Origin of the sequence: Marixanthomonas spongiae, from assembly GCF_003095375.1 — a bacterium.
Classification (GTDB): domain Bacteria; phylum Bacteroidota; class Bacteroidia; order Flavobacteriales; family Flavobacteriaceae; genus Marixanthomonas; species Marixanthomonas spongiae.
Genome location: NZ_QEHR01000010.1, coordinates 59,348 through 77,740, shown reverse-complemented (window position 1 = coordinate 77,740; position 18,393 = coordinate 59,348). Strand labels below are relative to the sequence as shown.

At 41.1% G+C, this 18,393-nt stretch carries 15 protein-coding genes; 5 read left to right on the top strand and 10 right to left on the bottom strand.

Annotated features, from left to right (window positions below):
- The 8 genes from DDV96_RS15935 to tsaD form a co-directional block, all read right to left on the bottom strand.
- A partial coding sequence (locus DDV96_RS15935) for an ISAon1 family transposase N-terminal region protein (RefSeq protein WP_116695109.1) occupies positions 1-264 on the bottom strand: 264 nt, incomplete at its 3' end.
- Between the two features lie 162 nt (positions 265-426).
- Complete coding sequence (locus DDV96_RS14025; protein WP_240607737.1) at positions 427-1,587, bottom strand: THUMP-like domain-containing protein; 1,161 nt, start codon at positions 1,585-1,587, stop codon at positions 427-429.
- Between the two features lie 22 nt (positions 1,588-1,609).
- Complete coding sequence (locus tag DDV96_RS14020) at positions 1,610-2,704, bottom strand: AI-2E family transporter (protein WP_240607736.1); 1,095 nt, start codon at positions 2,702-2,704, stop codon at positions 1,610-1,612.
- Positions 2,705-2,732: 28 nt separating this feature from the next.
- On the bottom strand, positions 2,733-3,239 hold the full coding sequence (locus DDV96_RS14015) for a TrmH family RNA methyltransferase (RefSeq protein WP_116695406.1): 507 nt from the start codon (positions 3,237-3,239) through the stop codon (positions 2,733-2,735).
- Positions 3,240-3,578 carry a hypothetical protein gene (locus DDV96_RS14010; RefSeq protein ID WP_116695405.1) on the bottom strand — a complete coding sequence of 113 codons (339 nt, stop codon included), beginning with the start codon at positions 3,576-3,578 and terminating at the stop codon, positions 3,240-3,242.
- A gap of 5 nt (positions 3,579-3,583) precedes the next feature.
- Positions 3,584-4,228: a DUF4159 domain-containing protein gene (locus DDV96_RS14005; RefSeq protein ID WP_116695404.1), complete on the bottom strand. Its 645-nt coding sequence runs from the start codon at positions 4,226-4,228 to the stop codon at positions 3,584-3,586.
- A gap of 92 nt (positions 4,229-4,320) precedes the next feature.
- Positions 4,321-5,028 (bottom strand): 16S rRNA (uracil(1498)-N(3))-methyltransferase, encoded by a 708-nt coding sequence (locus DDV96_RS14000; RefSeq protein ID WP_116695403.1) that lies wholly within the window; start codon positions 5,026-5,028, stop codon positions 4,321-4,323.
- A gap of 3 nt (positions 5,029-5,031) precedes the next feature.
- Positions 5,032-6,063 carry a tRNA (adenosine(37)-N6)-threonylcarbamoyltransferase complex transferase subunit TsaD gene (tsaD, locus tag DDV96_RS13995; protein WP_394340134.1) on the bottom strand — a complete coding sequence of 344 codons (1,032 nt, stop codon included), beginning with the start codon at positions 6,061-6,063 and terminating at the stop codon, positions 5,032-5,034.
- 71 nt (positions 6,064-6,134) lie between these two features.
- Between tsaD and DDV96_RS13990 the strand changes: the two genes are divergently transcribed.
- Entirely contained in the window at positions 6,135-10,541 is a 4,407-nt protein-coding gene (locus DDV96_RS13990; protein ID WP_240607735.1) for a translocation/assembly module TamB domain-containing protein, read from the top strand.
- A gap of 15 nt (positions 10,542-10,556) precedes the next feature.
- Here the strand turns inward: DDV96_RS13990 and DDV96_RS13985 are convergent, their stop codons facing one another.
- Both DDV96_RS13985 and DDV96_RS13980 read right to left on the bottom strand, forming a co-directional pair.
- Positions 10,557-10,937, bottom strand: coding sequence for a Rid family detoxifying hydrolase (locus DDV96_RS13985; protein ID WP_116695402.1), 381 nt, complete (start codon positions 10,935-10,937; stop codon positions 10,557-10,559).
- 209 nt (positions 10,938-11,146) lie between these two features.
- On the bottom strand, positions 11,147-13,795 hold the full coding sequence (locus DDV96_RS13980; protein WP_240607734.1) for a putative LPS assembly protein LptD: 2,649 nt from the start codon (positions 13,793-13,795) through the stop codon (positions 11,147-11,149).
- A 187-nt stretch (positions 13,796-13,982) separates the two neighbouring features.
- Between DDV96_RS13980 and DDV96_RS13975 the strand changes: the two genes are divergently transcribed.
- The 4 genes from DDV96_RS13975 to DDV96_RS13960 are packed head-to-tail and all read left to right on the top strand — an operon-like array spanning position 13,983 to position 18,375.
- Entirely contained in the window at positions 13,983-15,104 is a 1,122-nt protein-coding gene (locus DDV96_RS13975; protein ID WP_116695400.1) for an N-acetylmuramoyl-L-alanine amidase family protein, read from the top strand.
- 54 nt (positions 15,105-15,158) lie between these two features.
- Positions 15,159-16,109: an MlaD family protein gene (locus tag DDV96_RS13970; RefSeq protein ID WP_116695399.1), complete on the top strand. Its 951-nt coding sequence runs from the start codon at positions 15,159-15,161 to the stop codon at positions 16,107-16,109.
- 2 nt (positions 16,110-16,111) lie between these two features.
- Positions 16,112-17,437, top strand: a complete 1,326-nt coding sequence (locus DDV96_RS13965; protein ID WP_116695413.1) for a (Fe-S)-binding protein — start codon at positions 16,112-16,114, stop codon at positions 17,435-17,437.
- Between the two features lie 32 nt (positions 17,438-17,469).
- Positions 17,470-18,375 carry an alpha/beta fold hydrolase gene (locus DDV96_RS13960; protein ID WP_116695398.1) on the top strand — a complete coding sequence of 302 codons (906 nt, stop codon included), beginning with the start codon at positions 17,470-17,472 and terminating at the stop codon, positions 18,373-18,375.
- The last annotated feature ends 18 nt before the right edge of the window (positions 18,376-18,393 follow it).

Below are 18,393 nucleotides of genomic sequence, written 5' to 3'. Positions count from 1 at the left end.
TCTTCGCTTCAAGCTTAAGCTTACCAAATTATCTCTGATTGGGTAATCCTCAATTATTCGGGGCTCCATAAAGCCGCTAGCTTTATATTGGTGATTTTTATAGGCTTCGGGGATTTCCTTTTTTTCTCCTAAATAAATGGTCAGCCGATTAACGTATAAGGGGTCTTTAATGGTTTTTTTATCAAACCCAACAATGGTAAAGTAAGTTAGCAAACCTTCAGGAAGGATTAAGCTTAGCAGGGGTAAATCAGTCTCTTTATTCATTGGAAAATATTTATCCGCAAAGAAAACTATTTTTCACTTTAGACCCAACTTTTGGACTTGACCCTGGAATCCCTAATTCTCGTAGCTTGGAGGTAATTATGCATACCTTTAGCAAGACTTCGAGGCTGTTTCAAGTTCCAACTTCTCTATTTAAGCTTAGTCTCAACGTATATCACTCACCTTAGAACAGACCAAAACAACTTTTTTATTGGGGTTTATGGTGGTGAAAAATAAATAAATTTCCCCTCCATCTTTTATATTGTGTTTTTTTCGCAACGCAGCAACAGTGGCAGGAAAATTACGGATAGTGATATTAGCTTTTGCTATACCAGCCTTTTTTAGCTCTTTTTTTGAATAGGGAAGCACTTTTTCGATTAGGAATCTGCGGCCCGGGAAACCCCGAAGTGCTTCGCTGGTGTATAAATGGGTATTTTTGTGGAGCTTTTTCAGTTTAAATCCTTCAGAAACCGTTTCGAATGCGCCACTTTTTAAGATGGCTGCATTGGGCTCGTACAAAAAACGTTTGGGACTGTCATAAAAAGCTTCTGCCATTTCGTTATAGACAATAGAATAGGCTTCGGTTTTGTCTTTTTTGATGTTTTTGGTAATGATTTCTGTTTCGTCATTATATGCTTTTTTCAACAGCCAAAGCAGTTCTTTCACTTCATTGTTTACCGCCACGATATGTATTTGGAAAACATGTTTTAATTCTTCCATACCTACCGAAATATCGAGCATAGGCGATGTTTTGACCATCAATAATTCACATTGGTCCAATAGTGTTGAAAGATGTTTAGGTATATTGGGTTCGCAGTCGTTTAAAAAAAATACTTTTCCTTTGGTTTCGTGCCTTCTCGAAGGATCTGCAAAAATAATGTCATATCGTTTGTTCTTTACGGCTTCCAGACCATCTGTGGCCTTACAGCTAACGTTTGAAACATTTAATTGCTTAAAATTATGTGCCGCGATTTCTGAAAGGGTTCTATCAAATTCAAAATGGGTCACTTGTTCCATTTGTTTAGAAAAAAAATAACTGTCCACCCCAAAACCTCCGGTAATATCGGCCAAGGTCTTTCCTTCAATTAAGGATGCTTTATATTGAGCGGTGATTTCAGAAGAAGTTTGCTCCAAATTGATTTTATTGGGATAGTAAACCCCCTTTGTTTTATACCAAGTAGGTAATTTTTTTTCTGCTTTTCTTCGGCTTTCTATCTGCTGGATGAGTTCTTGTACCGAGATGTTTTTAAAAGGACTTCCGGAAAAGGCAAGCTTAGTGATGTCTTCAGTATAATTTTTTATAAATACCTGAACTTCAGGATGCAATATGTGTTTATTAAAAGTGATATTATAGGTTTTTGGTCAAGCGTTTCACGATTTTATATTCCGAAAGAAATTCTTTGGCAATCACTTTTAAGGCAGTGTAGGTAGGCACGGCCAAGATCATTCCGGGAATTCCGAACAGGTAGCCTCCAATTAAAATAACGATGAAAATTTCCAACGGGTGCGAACGTACGCTTTTTCCGAAGATAACCGGCTGGGTGATCAAATTATCAAAAACCTGGGCCAACGAATAACCGCCAAGGGTGTACAGTAACAGCGGCAACAGTTCCGAAGAAAAATCGGCCCCCAGATTGTTGGACAACACCACGAGCAACATCAAGGCTCCTGCAACAATGGGGCCCAAATAGGGAACAATGTTCAAAAAAGCACATATCAAAGCGATGGCAATGGCGTTGTTAATACCCAAGAACAACAGAAGTACAGAATAAAACAAGGTCAAAATCATAATTTGAAGCAACAGCCCCAAAAAGTAACGGGACAGTAGTGATTTAGTTTTGTTGAGCACCACTAAAAACCGTTTTTCCCGACCTTTGCTGGCGAAAACGGTTACCATATTGGGAATCAGCTTTTCATCGCGTAAAAAGAAAAAGGATATGAACAAAATAGCAAACAAGCCCACCACAAAATTGCCGATATTGCCAAAAAACACATCGATAAAACTGGGGATGATCTCTATATCGAAGTTCTGGACATATTCTGTGCGCTTAATGCCCTCTACAATATCAATCTGTTTTACACCCAAGTAATCAGCAGCTTGGATGCTCAATTCATTAAGATCGCTTTTAACGAGTTCAAAATCAATATTTGAAATGCTTTTGCTCTGTTCTACGATAATGGGAATGAAAATGCGCAGCATCATAGCTACGATTGAAAGGATGAGCAAAAGCGTCAATATAGAAGCCAACGTGTTGCCCATTTTTAGGCGGTTCCTTAAAAAAACGAGGACGGGCCGGCTTATCAAGGCAATTACCGCTGCGATGCCAATATACAACAGTAATGCTTGTATCTGGAAGATGAACCACAGCAATATCAAAATCCCGGCAATGACTGCCAACGCGCGTAAAATACCTAAGGAAATGGATTTAGCTTTTTCGTTCACACCGTAAATATAGCATAAACGCCCAAGATTATTTTAAAAGTTTTGTTAAGTTGAACAAAGCGATTGCGGTCGCTTGGGTTACATTTAGGCTGGAGTTTTGTCCAAACATGGTAATATGAACACTTTGTGAAACCGCTTGCAGCACCGTTTTTGAAACTCCGTGCTGTTCGTTGCCTATGATGAGGGCGATTTTTTCTGTTTTTGCTGAAACAGCTTCCACCGGAACGCTCTGGTCGGTCAATTCTAAAACCAAAGGGCTGTAATGATCTTTTTTAAGTTGTGCGATTTCCGAAAGAATATCATCTGCAATCCGGTATGGAACGGTTTTCTCGGTGTTTCGAGCTGTTTTTCGCAGCCGGTTGGATTTAAAATTGATTTCCGCATTGCAAAAAACGATTTCCGAAACACCAAACGCTTCGCACACCCGAAACAAGGCGCCAACATTGGCCGGGCCCCGTACACCATCGCAAATTATCTTGATGGGAAACGTTTTATTGGGGAAATCTGTTGATGTATGAGTAAGTTGGTTTAGCATCTAATTTTTTCTGGCTACTTTGATTTTATTGAAATCACTAGCAGTTTTATAGGCATCAAAATATATCCAAATAGGTATAGTAAAGGCCAAAGTAGCAATAAACCTATAATACCAGACGGTTAAAGTCAATATAGAAGCAATGGCGAGAGCAATCAATCCTATATAGCGGTTTGGTTCAGCATGGAGTCGATTGATATGTTTTTTTTTCAATGTTCCACAAGAATCACAATGTTTATTGAGTTCATCCCCAATTTTATTTTGTAATTCGAATCTGTCCTTTACCTTGTATTTGAGATAGTTTTTCTTTTTACAAGTGCTGCAGTAATAACTTAATAGCATATTGGTTAATTTTCAAAAACATATTTTACAATATTGGCGCCCATGCGCAAGGCCTTTAACCTAACTTCTTGCGGGTCATTATGGATTTCGGGGTTTTCCCAGCCGTCGCCCAGATCGCTCTCGTAAGTATAGAGCAAAAGCAGCCTGCCGTTGTGCTCTATGCCGAACGCCTGTGGCCGTTTGCCATCGTGTTCATGGATTTTTGGCAGCCCTTCCGGAAAATTATATTGAACACTGAAGATGGGGTGATTGGCGGGCAGTTCTTTTAATTCTTTATTGGGGAAAATCTTTACCAGTTCTTTCCGAAGGTATTTATCCATACCGTAATTGTCATCTATATGCAGAAATCCGCCGCTCGTAAGGTAATCACGGAGGTTTTCGGCTTCTTCGGGCGTGAAGTACACATTGCCGTGCCCCGTCATGTGCACAAAGGGATAATTAAACAGGTCGATGCTTCCGGGGGTTACGGTTTCGGTTTTTTCTGAAATAGCCGTATTGATCTGTTGGTTGCAAAAAACGGCCAGATTGGGCAGGGAAGTGGGATTGCTGTACCAATCGCCCCCGCCGCCATATTTTAGCACGGCGATTTCCTGTGCGTGGCCATTTCCGAAGAACAAAAGAAAAAATAGACAACTGATAAGTATTCGCATGGATTCAAAAGTACAAAATAAATAATATGAAACATTAGGGGCAAACCCTAACTCTTGATGTGAGTCAAACTTTAAAAAATTTACCCAACCTATTACTCATTAACAAATGCCACGCTGTGTGCCGCCACGACAGCAGCTGTTTCCGTCCGCAATCGGCTTTCTCCTAATGTTACCGGTATGAATCTTTTGCGTTTCGCCAACTCAATTTCTTCCGTAGAAAAATCGCCTTCAGGCCCAATTAAAATCAACACAGATGGCCCTTTCTGCAAAACCGATTTAAACAATTTTCTATCGCCCTCTTCGCAATGTGCTATGCACGTTAGGTTCTCGTTGTGTTTTTGTTGCATAAATTCTTTAAAAGAAACGGCTTTGTTCAATGTTGGCAAATAGGCTTTTAGCGATTGCTTCATTGCGCTTTGTATGATTTTTTCATAACGTTCGGGCTTGATGGTTTTTCGTTCGCTATGGTCGCAGATTATGGGCGTAATTTCGGTAATGCCTATTTCGGTGGCTTTTTCCAAAAACGTTTCAAATCGGTCGTTCGATTTTGTGGGAGCTGTCGCAATGTGCAAATGATAGGGGAGTGGCTCCTGTTTTGTGGTTTCTATAATTTTTGCAATGCATTTTTTGGGCGTAACCAAACCGAGTTCCGCTTTAAAAAAAAAGCCTTTTCCATTGGTGATATCCAGTACGTCGCCTTCCTTTTTGCGCAACACTTTTCCAATATGGCGGCTTTCTTCTTTGTCAAACGTGATTTCTTTGGAAGCCGCATTGCTGTTAGGGTGGTAAAAAAGTTGCATAGGTTAGAGTTTCATTCGGGCTTGTGCCAGAACATCGTTTTTTGCGAAGCGTTGTTGTTTGTATTTCAATTCGCCCACAATGGCGATCATTGCAGCATTATCGGTACAGTATTCAAATTTCGGGATGTGGGTGGTCCACCCGTATTTGGTTTCGGCTTCTTTTAATGCATTCCGTATCCCGCTGTTCGCCGAAACCCCGCCACCAATGGCAATTTCGGTAATCCCGGTATGTTTTACTGCGTTTTTAAGCTTGTCCATTAAATAATCGACAATGGTAAACTGCAAGCTGGCACATATGTCTTCGATGTTTTCGGAAATGAAATCTGCGTTTTTATCCACTTCTTTTTCAACAAAATACAGCACGGCCGTTTTTAGGCCGCTGAAACTGAAATCCATGGGCTGCACTTTTGGTTTGGTAAACTTAAACTTTTTGGGGTCTCCTTGTTGGGCATATTTGTCGATCAACGGACCGCCGGGATAGGGCAGACCCAAAATTTTTGCCGATTTGTCGAACGCTTCGCCCACGGCATCATCTATGGTCTGGCCAATGATTTCCATGTCAAAGTAATCGGTCACTTTTACAATCTGTGTATGGCCGCCACTTATGGTCAACGCCAAAAAAGGAAAGTTGGGCGTATTTTGTTCTTCAACTTTAATAAAATGCGCCAAAATATGCGCTTGCATGTGGTTCACATCGATCAAGGGAATGCCCAATCCCATAGCCAACGACTTTGAAAATGAAGTGCCTACCAACAACGAGCCCATCAAGCCAGGCCCCCTCGTAAAAGCTATGGCACTTAGTTGTTTTTTATCGATATTTGCTTTGCGCAACGCTTGGTGCACCACAGGAACAATATTTTGTTGGTGGGCGCGGGATGCGAGTTCGGGCACAACGCCCCCGTATTCTTCGTGTATTTGCTGGGTTGCAACAACATTGGACAGCACCACGCCGTTGTTGATAACAGCAGCAGCCGTGTCATCACAGGAAGATTCAATACCGAGGATATAGCAGTTTTTTTCAGTCAAATTAGGCATATTTATTGAAGTCAAAATTAAAACAATAAAAGCATATCAAAAAACTTCGTAAAATAATAGTTCGCACCTTTGTGGCCATTGTCCTGTTGCTCGTGCTCCTTATCATTATTTTATCGATCCCTTCGGTACAGACTTTTGTTGCCAATAAAGTGACCGATAACCTAAACAAAACCTACGGTACTAATATACAAATAAATCGCCTTGGCCTTAACTGGAAAGGCGAGGTGGACATACGCGAGGTGTATATTGCCGACCACCACCAAGACACGCTGATTTATGCCAAAGAACTGCAGATGAATATTATAAGCTTTCAGAATTTAATACAGGGCGACCTTGGTTTTGGCGACATTCACCTTACCGAATCCAAATTGTACGTAACCCATTATAAAGATGAAGAAAGCGATAACCTCTCCATTTTTGCCGAAAAGTTCAACACCGGAAAACCGCCCAGCGAAAATCCATTTACCTTGTTCAGCAATGATGTTGAACTGACCGATAGCCACATTAAAATCTCCAATTACAACCTGGATTCGCCTGAAGTGTTCAACTTTACCAACGTTAACCTATTGGCAAACGATTTTAAAATTACCGGTCCCGATATCGATGCCAATATAAAAGAACTTTCCTTGGATGCCCAGCGCGGGTTTACCGTAAAAAACCTAAAAACGGATTTTTCGTATACCACGGAACGGATGACTTTGAAAGAGCTGACTCTGCAAACGGAAAACTCCTTAATTAAAGGGGAAATTTTTCTTGATTATGCCAAAAATGGGCTGGCCGATTTTGAAAACGACGTAATAATAGACGCGACATTTAATGATTCTGAAATTTCCACAAACGATTTAAACGTGTTTTACAATGAATTTGGGAATGACCAAACCCTCACGCTGGACACCCAGTTTGATGGGACGCTGAATCAATTTAACACTTCAAACATGCGTTTGACGACTTCTAATACGGTTGTACAAGGCGATTATACGTTTACAAATTTACTGAAAGGTGCCGATGCGTTTTCAATTACTTCCAAAAACCACAATATCCGTACTGATTATTACGACCTGCGACGGTTTATGCCCCGCGTGCTGGGCAATGTGCTTCCCAACCAATTAAAAGATATTGGAACCGTTACTTTTAGGGGGAAAACCACTATAACCGACTCTCAATTGATTACCAACAGTATGGTAAATACTGGGGTAGGGAGTGCTAAAACCGATATAGAACTGGGCAATATAACCGATTTTGATAATGCCTATTACAATGGGAAAGTGGTCTTGAACGGTTTAAACTTAGGGAAACTGGCCGGAACCACTTCCTTAGGAAAGGTAACTGCCAACCTGGATATTGAAGGACGGGGATTTACCCAAGAAACCGTAAGTACCTTGATTGAAGGAGCTATTTCTTCCTTTAATTTTGAAGGATACGAATATAAAAACATCGAGGTAACGGGAACCCTTCGCGATCCGGTTTTCAACGGACATTTAACCATCGATGACCCCAACTTAAAAATGGATTTTAAAGGGTTGGTCGATGTTTCGGAAGATTTCAACCAATATGATTTTGAAGCTGATGTGGAATTTGCCGAACTCAACAAACTCAACCTCATAAAACGCGACAGTGTTTCGGTTTTTGTAGGAAACATTGTTATGGATATGGACGGAACCACCATAGACGATGCCGTGGGGACCATTTCATTTAAAGAAACGTTTTATCAAACTGCGACGGAAGATTATTTTTTCGATGATTTTGAAATCACGTCTTCCTTTGAAGATGAAGAACGCGTTATCGCCATCAACTCACCAGATATCATTACCGGGTACATACGGGGCGAGTTTTTAATTGAAGATATCCCATATCTTTTCAGAAATGGGATTGGCAGTATCTATGCTAATTACATCCCTCAAGAAGTAACCGAAAACCAATATATCGATTACCAATTTGAAGTGTATAACAAAATTGTCGACCTGTTTGTTCCGCAACTGAAGTTGGGCGATAATACCAGGATAAAAGGCTCGGTATCTTCAGACCAATCTAAATTTCAGCTCGATTTCCGTTCACCCGAACTGCTGTTGTACAATAACTATCTTGGTAAAGTAAACATTCAAGTAGACAACGATAACCCACTATATAACACTTATATATCGGTAGATTCAATTTACACAGGGGTTTACAATGTGATTGATTTGGACATCATTAATAAAACCATCAATGATACCCTCTATGTTCGGTCTGAATTTAAAGGGGGCGAAAAAAAGGAAGACTTGTTCAACCTTTCCTTATATCATACTATCAATCCAAAAGGGAAGTCGGTGGTTGGCGTAAAAAAATCGGATATCACCTATAAGGACAATGTGTGGTATTTAAACAAAGATAACAACAGCTTGAACAAAGTGGTTTTTGATGATAATTTTAGAGACATCCGCATCGATTCATTAGTGCTCAACCATAATGATGAGATCATTCAATTGGCAGGCGAAGTGCGGGATTCTACCTATAAAAACCTAAAATTGCGGTTCAGGGACGTGAACATTGGCAATATCACGCCAGAGATAGACAGCCTGCGCTTAAAAGGGAACGTAAACGGCAAGCTCGATTTCCTTCAGAAAAACGGCGCCTATTACCCTAATTCTTCTGTAAGTGTCGATGGAGTGGTGATAAATGAAATCCCGTTTGGTGATTTAAGCCTAAACATCAAGGGGAATGAAGACCTTTCAAAATACAACATAAACACCACTTTGGTGAATAAGGATGTGAAATCGATTAACGCGGTAGGGGCTATCGATGTCTCGCCCCAAAACCCAACCATAGACCTGAACGTAACGCTGAATGATTTCAATATGCAGGCATTCAGCCCATTTGGTGGCGAGGTTATTACCAATATGCGCGGGTTGATCACCGGGAAGGCAAAAGTGTCTGGCAATTATAAATCGCCGGACATCAACGGTCGTTTTACTTTGGAAAACAGTGGGTTGAGCATTCCTTACCTCAATGTGGATTTTGATCTTGAAAACAATGCCAAAGTGGTCATGACCAAAAATAAAATTGCGGTGGATGCCATTACCATTACCGACACCAAATATAACACCAAAGGCACGTTTATTGGTAATGCCACACACAACCAATTTGGCGATTGGAGGCTCGACATGGATATAAGCTCCAACAATCTCTTGGTGTTGGACACGCCCCCAGAGGAAGATGCTTTATACTACGGCACCGCCTTTATTGATGGCACGGCCTCTATAAAAGGCCCAATAGATGAATTGGTGATCGACGTTGTGGCCACTACTGAAGATAACACCTCGTTTAAAATTCCGTTGAGCGATGTGGCTTCCATTGGAGACGATTCATTTATTAAATTCCTCTCTCCAGCAGAGAAAGAGGCACGCATTAGTGGGGAAACTTTGGTTACGGAAGATCCAAAAGGGCTTTCCGTGAATTTTGAACTGGATATCAACGAAAAAGCCGAAGTGGAAGTAGTGGTCGATAAAACAAATAATTCCACTTTAAAAGGACGTGGAGCCGGTATTTTATTGATTGAATTGAATACACTGGGCAAATTCAACATGTGGGGGGATTTCTTGGTAATTGACGGAGATTTTGACTTTAGGTATGGCGGGATTATCCAGAAAAACATTGAAGTGGTTCCCGGAGGGAGCATTAACTGGAATGGCGATCCAGAACGAGCCCAACTGGACCTTACCGCAAAATATGAAACCGATGCCAACCCTTCAATTTTATTGGACAACCCAACCGTAAACCGAAAAATACCGGTCAATGTGCTGGTGGACCTTACCGGCGAACTGATACAGCCGGACATTAACTTTAGTATTGATTTTCCACGGGTAAGCTCGGTGGTAAAGAGTGAGTTGGACTACAAGTTGCAAAATCAAGAGCTTATGGAAAAACAAGCCTTGTTTTTAATTGCTTCGGGGAATTTTGTGAACGATGATTATGGAGGAACCAATTTAGGTACGGGCGCTTTAGTTGAGCGTGTTTCTGGCTTGGTCAACGAGCTGTTTGCCGATCAAGACAGTAAATTCAGCGTTGGGTTGGATTATTCGCAAGGAAGCCGATTACCGGATCAAGAAACGGCCGACCGTTTTGGCATTACGCTTTCTACACAAATAAATGAACGTATTTTAATCAATGGAAAAGTAGGGGTGCCTGTGGGCGGCGTGAATGAAACGGCCGTGGCCGGCGATATTGAAGTACAATGGTTGGTAAACCAAGATGGAAGCCTGCGGATGAAATTCTTTAACCGCCAAGCCGATTTGCAGTTTATAGGGGAAGATCAAATATTTGAACAAGGCGCCGGAATTTCGTACTCTGTAGATTTTGACACCTTCCGCGAATTGGTAAGGAAACTGTTCAACAAAAAATTGACGTTGGAATCTGAAGAGGAAGAAAAAGTTCCGGCCAGTCCTGGCGACGAGGAAGTTCCTATAAAGTTCAATACGCAGGCTACTAAACAGGAGGAGTAAGCTTTTTCTTTTGCATTAAAGCGAAGCAATCATCGAAATCTCCACGTTTACAAACTTGGGCAGGTTGGCCACTTCAACCGTTTCACGGGCTGGGGCAGTAGCTTCATTAAAATAAGTGGCATATACTTCGTTAATGGCCGCGAAATTGTTCATATCGCTGATGAAAATGGACGATTTCAGTACGTTTTCAAACGTCATTCCAGCTTCGGCTAAAACAGCTTTCATATTTTCCATGACCATTTTGGTTTCAGCTTTAATATCATCTGTAATCAAATTATCGGTTTTCGGGTCGATCGCAATTTGACCAGAAGTGTATAGCATATTCCCTTTTAAAACTGCTTGGTTATAAGGCCCAATAGGAGCCGGAGCGTTGTTTGTTTGGATTATTTTTTTCATAGGAATGCCCGTGCACGCGGGTATCTTTTTTTGGTTATTATTTAATTTCCATTGTTTTCATTTCTATTTATGTTTTCGGCATTAAAATACAGCTACTAAGGTAGCTATAATTTCACTCAAACATCTTTTCAACTTTACGTTTCTGTGAGACAACTATTCATCCAACTTCCAGCATCCAACACCCAACACCCAACATCCAGCATCCTTCACTACAACTGCTGATCGGGTTCTCTTCGTTTATCGTACTTAATATCGCTTAAGATAGACGATTTTATCCCGATAAAGAAATACCACGAGGTATTGATACTGCCAATGGGCGTCCAATTAAAGCTCATTTGCCAACTTTCCAGGTCCCGTTGAAACCTAAATTGGGTCAAGGTAATGCCTTTATTTTTAAAATCGTAGCCCGAAGAAACGCCAACGGTCCAGCGGGGTGACAACTCTAAATTGCTACTGAACATCAAGGATTGTGAGGATATTTCGCTTTCCCTGGCAAGGTTGGAGTAGGTCATGGTATAAGCCAGCCGAAAATCCCACGGAATATCAAAATTGTACCAAGCTTTATTGAGTGCATCTTCATCATCGTCATCATCTTTATAGAGCCTGTTGTCATCAATGTCCCGAACATCGCCAAACAAATCGTCAGGTCGTCCACCGTTGCTGAAGGTTTCGTTGTCCAGCCGGTCCTTGTTTTCTGAATCCACTTCCAAATCTTTGCTGGAAAATGAATAATTAATGCTAATGTTGGCATTGGTAAGCCGAAACAAACTTCCGCCGTTGTTGATGTTGAACTCATCAATACGCTGGTTGCTATTGTTCAAGGCATATGGATCCAAGCTTCCGCTGAAATTGAAGTCCAGTTTTTTGACTACCGGGATGCTTCCGCTGAAATTTACAGGCTGCCATTTTAAAGAATCCCCGGCTACATTGTAAGCCGTGGAAAAATTAAGGTTGTTAAGGAGTTTTACTTTTTTGGGTTCGGTTACCGTGCTGTCTTTGTCCCGTACCTTGGCTTCAAGATTGTTGCTAAGGGACAACCCAATACTGCTTGAAAAGTTTTTGCCGGGAGGACCGTATAAGGTGTTCTGAAACCTCGAATATTCCACCACTTGGTCGTTTACTTCAGGATCGGCACTGGGGATCACATAATCATCGTAATATTCATCAAAAGCCGGATTGATGCCATAGCTTATGGAAGGCCGCATCACGTGGCGCAGGGCTTGTATTTTTTTATCTTTTCCAAAGTTGAACGTTCCGTAGATGGTGGTCCCCAAACTGGTGGAAAAATTATACGTTAAATACCGGTCAAAACCCGTAATGGTATCAGTAACCACGCCGCCATTTCCATTATTTAACGTTTCATCATACCGTTGGTCAAAAGTTTTCAGTGTCCAAGTTTCCTGCAAGCGCGTACTGGCCGTGGCACTTAAATAGTTCAATATTTTAAAATTGGTGCTGATGGGTACGGTGTGTCGCGCGCCAATTAAAGCATTGTCGAACATTTCCGATTTAAAAAACAACGAATCGGTGGTCTGTATCCTGTTTTCCGCAGCCACATCGTATTGAAAATTGATGTTGTCAATAATCCCTTTTTTAGTTCCTGTTTTGGGCGCAAACGGAAAGATACGCGACACACTGGCCGTAATATTGGGCAAGGACATATTAATAGTCTGCGTATTGGTGTTTTGCGAGTGGGTCGCCGCTACCGAGAAGTTGACCTGTGGCTCGCCCTCAAACGTTTTGGAATAGGACACCGACGAACTCAAGGTGTTCACCAACGCACTGGCGTTATTGGTTTGATTAATGGATTCTTGAAAATACCGGCTGCTCCCCAAGTTTACCGATGCCGAAAACCGCGAGCTGGGACTGGCTTTCTGGTCCTGTCTATGGTTCCACCGAATGTTATAGACCGAACTTTGGCTGAAATCTGGGAAGCCACGCTCGCCATTAATCAGGTTTTCGTACCGTACGCTCACATTGCCCCTAAACTTATACCGCAAGGCATATGACGACTCTCCACGCAGCCCATAACTGCCATTGGTGTAATAATCGCCCAAAAAGGTAAGGTCCAGGTAATCGTTTACGGCAAAATAGTAGCCGCCGTTCTGCAAGAAAAACCCACGGCGGCTCTGCTCGCCAACCGTTGGGATGATGAAGCCCGACGCCCGGTCTTCTGTTAAGGGAAAAAAGGCAAACGGAAGCCCAACAGGTGTGGGGACATCGGCAATGTACATATTGGTCAAACCGGTTACTATTTTTTTCTTCGGAACAAATTTAGCCTTACGGGTATAAAAGTAATATTCGGGATCGTCTATGTTTTTTGAAGTGGTAAACTTCACATTGCGAAGGAACACAACCGAATCGTTTACTTTTTTGGTCACCTCGGCAATCACATTAAACCCATTTTGCTCGGTACGCGAATTGTACACCAAGGCTTTTTCACTGTCAAAATTAAACCGGATGGAATCGGGCTTTACTTCGTTCTGGGCTTGCACAAACACCGGTTTTTGGCTATAGACCCCGGCGCTGTCAATCCCTTTGGCATAGACTTCGTTTTTGTTATAGTCCAATATAATGTATCCGGCATCAATGCGCATGTCGCCATATACAATATAGGCTTTGTTGTACATATAGACTTTCTTTTTCTTACGGTCTATATACACGTAATCTTCGCCGTAATAATCCACCACATCGGTCAGGAGTTGTTTTTTGGGTTTTACCGTATCGGTCTTTACCGTATCAACAAGTATTTCGTTTACTTCTTTGGTAACGTTCAATATACTTGGGTTTAGGGTATCCTGTTTGGTTTCAACAGGGAGGTTCACTTGGTTTTTAGACGGAATGTCTTGAGGTCGCATCGCTGGGCTACATAAAAGTAGAACCAAGATAGAGAATAAAATTTGCCGATGTGTTTGCAAGGCTAGGATGCTATTTTTTGTAGATTTGGCTTAGTTTTTGAAAGTTCAAAATTAAGCATATTTTTTGGCTTTGTTTTTCAAAAACGCAATATTTAAAATATCCATGAATTTAGTCCGTTTTACCGTTATGAGAACGAAACACATTCCTTTTTTCGTACTTTTTATCTGTACAGCAATCAGTTTTTCATTTTCACCGGCCAATACCGACCCCACAAAACCCTTTGTAGTGGTGCTCGATGCTGGGCATGGCGGTCACGATAGCGGTAACACGGGCAATGGCTACAAAGAAAAAGATATCGCCCTAAATATTGTATTGGAAGTGGGGAAAATTTTAGAAAAAAACAAAGATGTCAAAGTCATCTACACCCGAAAAACCGATAAGTTTGTCGATCTTTATAAACGTGGCGCCATTGCCAATAAAGCCGATGCAGACCTTTTTGTATCGGTACATTGCAATGCCCATAACTCGCAGGCGTACGGCACGGAAACCTTTGTGTTGGGGCTGCACGCCAACAAACGCAATCTTGAAGTGGCCAAAAAAGAAAACGAGGTGATTTTCCTGGAAGAAAACTACGAAGAGAATTATGCCGGCTATGATCCCAACTCGCCCGAATCGTTCATTGGGCTCACCTTAATGCAAGAAGAATATTTGGATCAAAGCATTATGCTGGCTGGGTTGATTCAGAATAACTTTACCCATAAATTAAAACGAAAAGACCGAAGCGTTAAACAGGCGGGGTTCATTGTCTTGCACCAAAGCTATATGCCCAGCGTACTGGTGGAAACCGGATTTTTGACCAATAAACACGAAGGAGCTTATTTAAATTCAAAAAAAGGACAGCGGGAAATAGCCCAAGCGATCGCCGAAGGGGTGATAACATATCAAAAAAACCTCGATTTGGCCACCAGCCACGCCAAAAACCCCGTCATTACACAAGAAGAGATCGATAAGGCCATCGATACCACCGAAGAAAAAATATATCCTGGTTATACTTTTAAAGTACAGTTGGCAGCAGGTAGCACAAAACTGGAGACCAAACCTGAAAATTTTAAAGGATTAAAAGAAATTACCCGCAATAAAGAAGGGCGGTTGTACAAATATTATTATGGTGAAACGTCCGATTACAATAAAATAGAATTAATGAAAACCTTCGCCAAAGAAAAAGGGTATAGCTCATGCTACATCGTCGCTTTTAAAGATGGTAAAAAACTGCGCGTTTCCGAAGTATTGAAAACACAAAAGAAATAACAGGGTTATTCTATAATTATTTTCTAAATTTGTTTGAACCCTAAAAAATATCCCTTGAGATTATCCAGAGAAGTTAAAACCGGAATCCTCGCCATTGGCGCAATTCTACTTTTTATATTTGGTTACAGCTATTTAAAAGGCAGCAACCTGCTTGAAAAACACCGTACGTTTTACGTTAAATATAGCAACGTGGAAGGTCTTTCCAAATCGGCCCCGGTGACCATCAACGGGCTAAAAGTGGGGAAAATTCAAAACATAGACTTTGCCAACCAAGCTGGTGGATTGGTAGTTGAATTTACCGTAGAAAGTGATTTTGATTTCTCAAAAAACAGTTTGGTACGTATTTATAGCAGTGGGTTGATAGGAGGGAAGTCCCTTGGTATTTTCCCAGAGTACAACCCCAATAACTTAGCTAAATCTGGTGATACCCTAAAAGGCGAAGTGGAAAAAGGAATGCTTGATGCAGTTACCGAACGTTTAGGCCCTTTAGAAGAAAAAGTTAATACAACCCTCTCTACCATCGATACGCTCTTGTTGAGCATCAATGCCATTGTAGATAAAGACACCCGTGAAAATTTAAAACGGGCTATCGCGTCTTTGAGCGATGCCTCCAGCTCCTTTAAAGGTATCACGGCCAATGTGGATGACCTATTAGGCGACAACAAGGAAAAACTAAACCGCACCTTTACCAATCTTGATGTAACGGCAGAAAATTTCGCACGACTTTCAGATTCGTTATCAAAAATCGAAACCGGGCAGATGGTAGAAGATTTAGAAAACGTAACCTCCCAGTTAAACACGCTCGTGAGCCGGGTGGAAAATGGCGAAGGCAGTATTGGCAAACTCCTAAAAGACGAGCAATTGTACAACAATTTAGAAGGAGCCTCCCGGCAGTTGGAAGAATTGTTGCAAGACTTAAAACTAAACCCAAAACGTTACGTGCATTTTTCCCTCTTCGGAAAAAAACCAAAAGAATATACCGAACCTGAAGACCCTGATAAATAATGATGGAATATCTACCCAACATACTGTTTTTTATACTTTTAGCAGCCGGTATTGGCTATTTTACGTTCAACATCCGTGAAGTGATACGGAATATTAAAATAGGTCGTGAAATCGATGCTTCCGATCATAAAAAAGAACGATGGAACAATGTGATGCGCATTGCATTGGGGCAATCTAAAATGGTTGTTAGACCAGTATCTGGCATAATGCACATTTTTGTGTATGTTGGCTTTATCATTATTAACATTGAAGTGTTGGAGATAATCATTGATGGTATTTTCGGCACACACCGCATTCTTTCCTTTCTGGGCCCCGTTTACGACATTCTTATCGCTTCGTTTGAAATATTGGCCCTCTTGGTGTTAGTTGGGGTAATCGTATTCTGGATACGCCGAAACATTCAAAAACTGAGACGGTTTTGGGCACGCGAAATGAAAGGCTGGCCCAAAGACGATGCCAATTACATCTTGTATTTTGAAATGGTCTTAATGGTACTGTTTTTAACCATGAATGCAGCCGACCTGCAGTTACAAGGGATAAACCCACATTATGTAGAGGCTGGTGCATTTCCTATCAGCGGTCTTATTTCACCACTTTTCGACGGACTTTCCGAAGCAACGCTTATTGCCATAGAACGGTCTGCTTGGTGGTTGCACATTATAGGTATTTTGGTGTTTTTGAATTATTTGTACTTCTCCAAGCACCTGCATATTATTTTGGCATTTCCCAATGTCTATTTCGGAAAAGTGGTGCCAAAAGGAAAGTTTAAAAACTTGGAATCGGTTACCAACGAAGTAAAACTGATGATGGATCCCAATGCCGACCCCTTTGCCGCTCCGGCCGAAGATGAGGCCGATGCGGAGCCCGATAAATTTGGCGCTAGCGATGTGATGGATTTAAGCAGAATTCAATTGCTCAACGCCTATACCTGTACTGAGTGTGGCCGTTGTACCAGCGAATGCCCTGCCAACCTAACAGGCAAAAAACTATCGCCACGAAAAATAATGATGGATACCCGAGACCGTATTGAAGAAGTAGGTAAAAACATATCTAAAAATGGCGAGTTTAAACCCGATGGCAAACAATTGTTAGACGATTACATCCTTCGGGAAGAATTGTGGGCGTGTACTACCTGTAACGCTTGTGTGGAAGCTTGTCCCGTAAGTATCGACCCACTTTCCATTATTATGGATATGCGCCAATACTTGGTCATGGAGCAATCTGCAGCACCAAATGAGCTCAATGTAGCAATGACCAATATTGAAAACAACGGCGCACCTTGGCCTTACAACCAGATGGACCGGTTAAACTGGAATGACGAAGCCTAAAGAATTTTTATTCAGCTTTTATTTATTTTATAATGAAACAAATAAGCACTCTCTTTTTTTTATTCTTTTTTGGGGTTTCTGGTTTTGCACAAACAGAAAACTTCATAAATAATAACGGAGATGTTATTTGTTTTACCACCTTTGGTACTGGATTCCCTGTTTTAATTATTAATGGAGGGCCTGGAATGAGCAGCGAAGGTTTTGTGCCTTTGGCTAAAACGCTTTCAGAGAACAATAAAACTATTATATATGACCAACGGGGTACAGGAAAATCTACTTTAAAAGCAGTAAATGAAACCACTATTACTTTAGATTTAATGGTTGAAGATATTGAAGTACTTCGGAAACATTTAAAAATTGATTCTTGGATTGTTTTAGGTCATTCTTTTGGAGGCATGCTGGCTTCATATTACACAACCAAACATTCAAAAAATGTAAAAGGATTAATTTTGTCCGCTTCAGGAGGAGTTGATTTAAGTTTACTTTCAAGAATAAATATTACTGGGCATTTAACCCAAAAACAGCGAGACTCCCTTAGCTATTGGAATCAAAAAATTGCAAATGGCGATACCAGCTACTTTGCAAGAGTTCAAAGAGGAAAATATTTAGCACCTGCCTATTTATACAAAAAGGACTTTGTAGATGTGGTGGCTGAACGATTGACACAAGGCAACAGCCAAATCAATAGCCTAGTCTGGCAGAACATGCATACTATAGCATTTGATTGTAAAAAGCAACTTCAGCAATACACTCAGCCAGTTTTAATCATTCAAGGAAAACAGGATATTGTTAACAAGGATATTGCAGTTAAAACACATGCGCTGTTTCAAGATTCAAAATTAGTTTATATTGATGAGTGTGCCCATTATGGCTGGTTAGAGCAACCCGAACAATATTTTAAAGAAATAAACACATTTTTAGCACGGGTAGCAAGTTGAAAAACAAATAGTAACTTT

Bases quoted from the DNA above. Each gene is read 5' to 3' on its own strand.
- DDV96_RS14015 (WP_116695406.1), bottom strand. From the start codon at position 3,239: ATGCTAAACCAACTTACTCATACATCAACAGATTTCCCCAATAAAACG.
- DDV96_RS14010 (WP_116695405.1), bottom strand. From the start codon at position 3,578: ATGCTATTAAGTTATTACTGCAGCACTTGTAAAAAGAAAAACTATCTC.
- DDV96_RS14005 (WP_116695404.1), bottom strand. From the start codon at position 4,228: ATGCGAATACTTATCAGTTGTCTATTTTTTCTTTTGTTCTTCGGAAAT.
- DDV96_RS14000 (WP_116695403.1), bottom strand. From the start codon at position 5,028: ATGCAACTTTTTTACCACCCTAACAGCAATGCGGCTTCCAAAGAAATC.
- tsaD (WP_394340134.1), bottom strand. From the start codon at position 6,063: ATGCCTAATTTGACTGAAAAAAACTGCTATATCCTCGGTATTGAATCT.
- DDV96_RS13985 (WP_116695402.1), bottom strand. From the start codon at position 10,937: ATGAAAAAAATAATCCAAACAAACAACGCTCCGGCTCCTATTGGGCCT.
- DDV96_RS13980 (WP_240607734.1), bottom strand. From the start codon at position 13,795: ATGCGACCTCAAGACATTCCGTCTAAAAACCAAGTGAACCTCCCTGTT.
- DDV96_RS13975 (WP_116695400.1), top strand. From the start codon at position 13,983: ATGAGAACGAAACACATTCCTTTTTTCGTACTTTTTATCTGTACAGCA.
- DDV96_RS13965 (WP_116695413.1), top strand. From the start codon at position 16,112: ATGGAATATCTACCCAACATACTGTTTTTTATACTTTTAGCAGCCGGT.
- DDV96_RS13960 (WP_116695398.1), top strand. From the start codon at position 17,470: ATGAAACAAATAAGCACTCTCTTTTTTTTATTCTTTTTTGGGGTTTCT.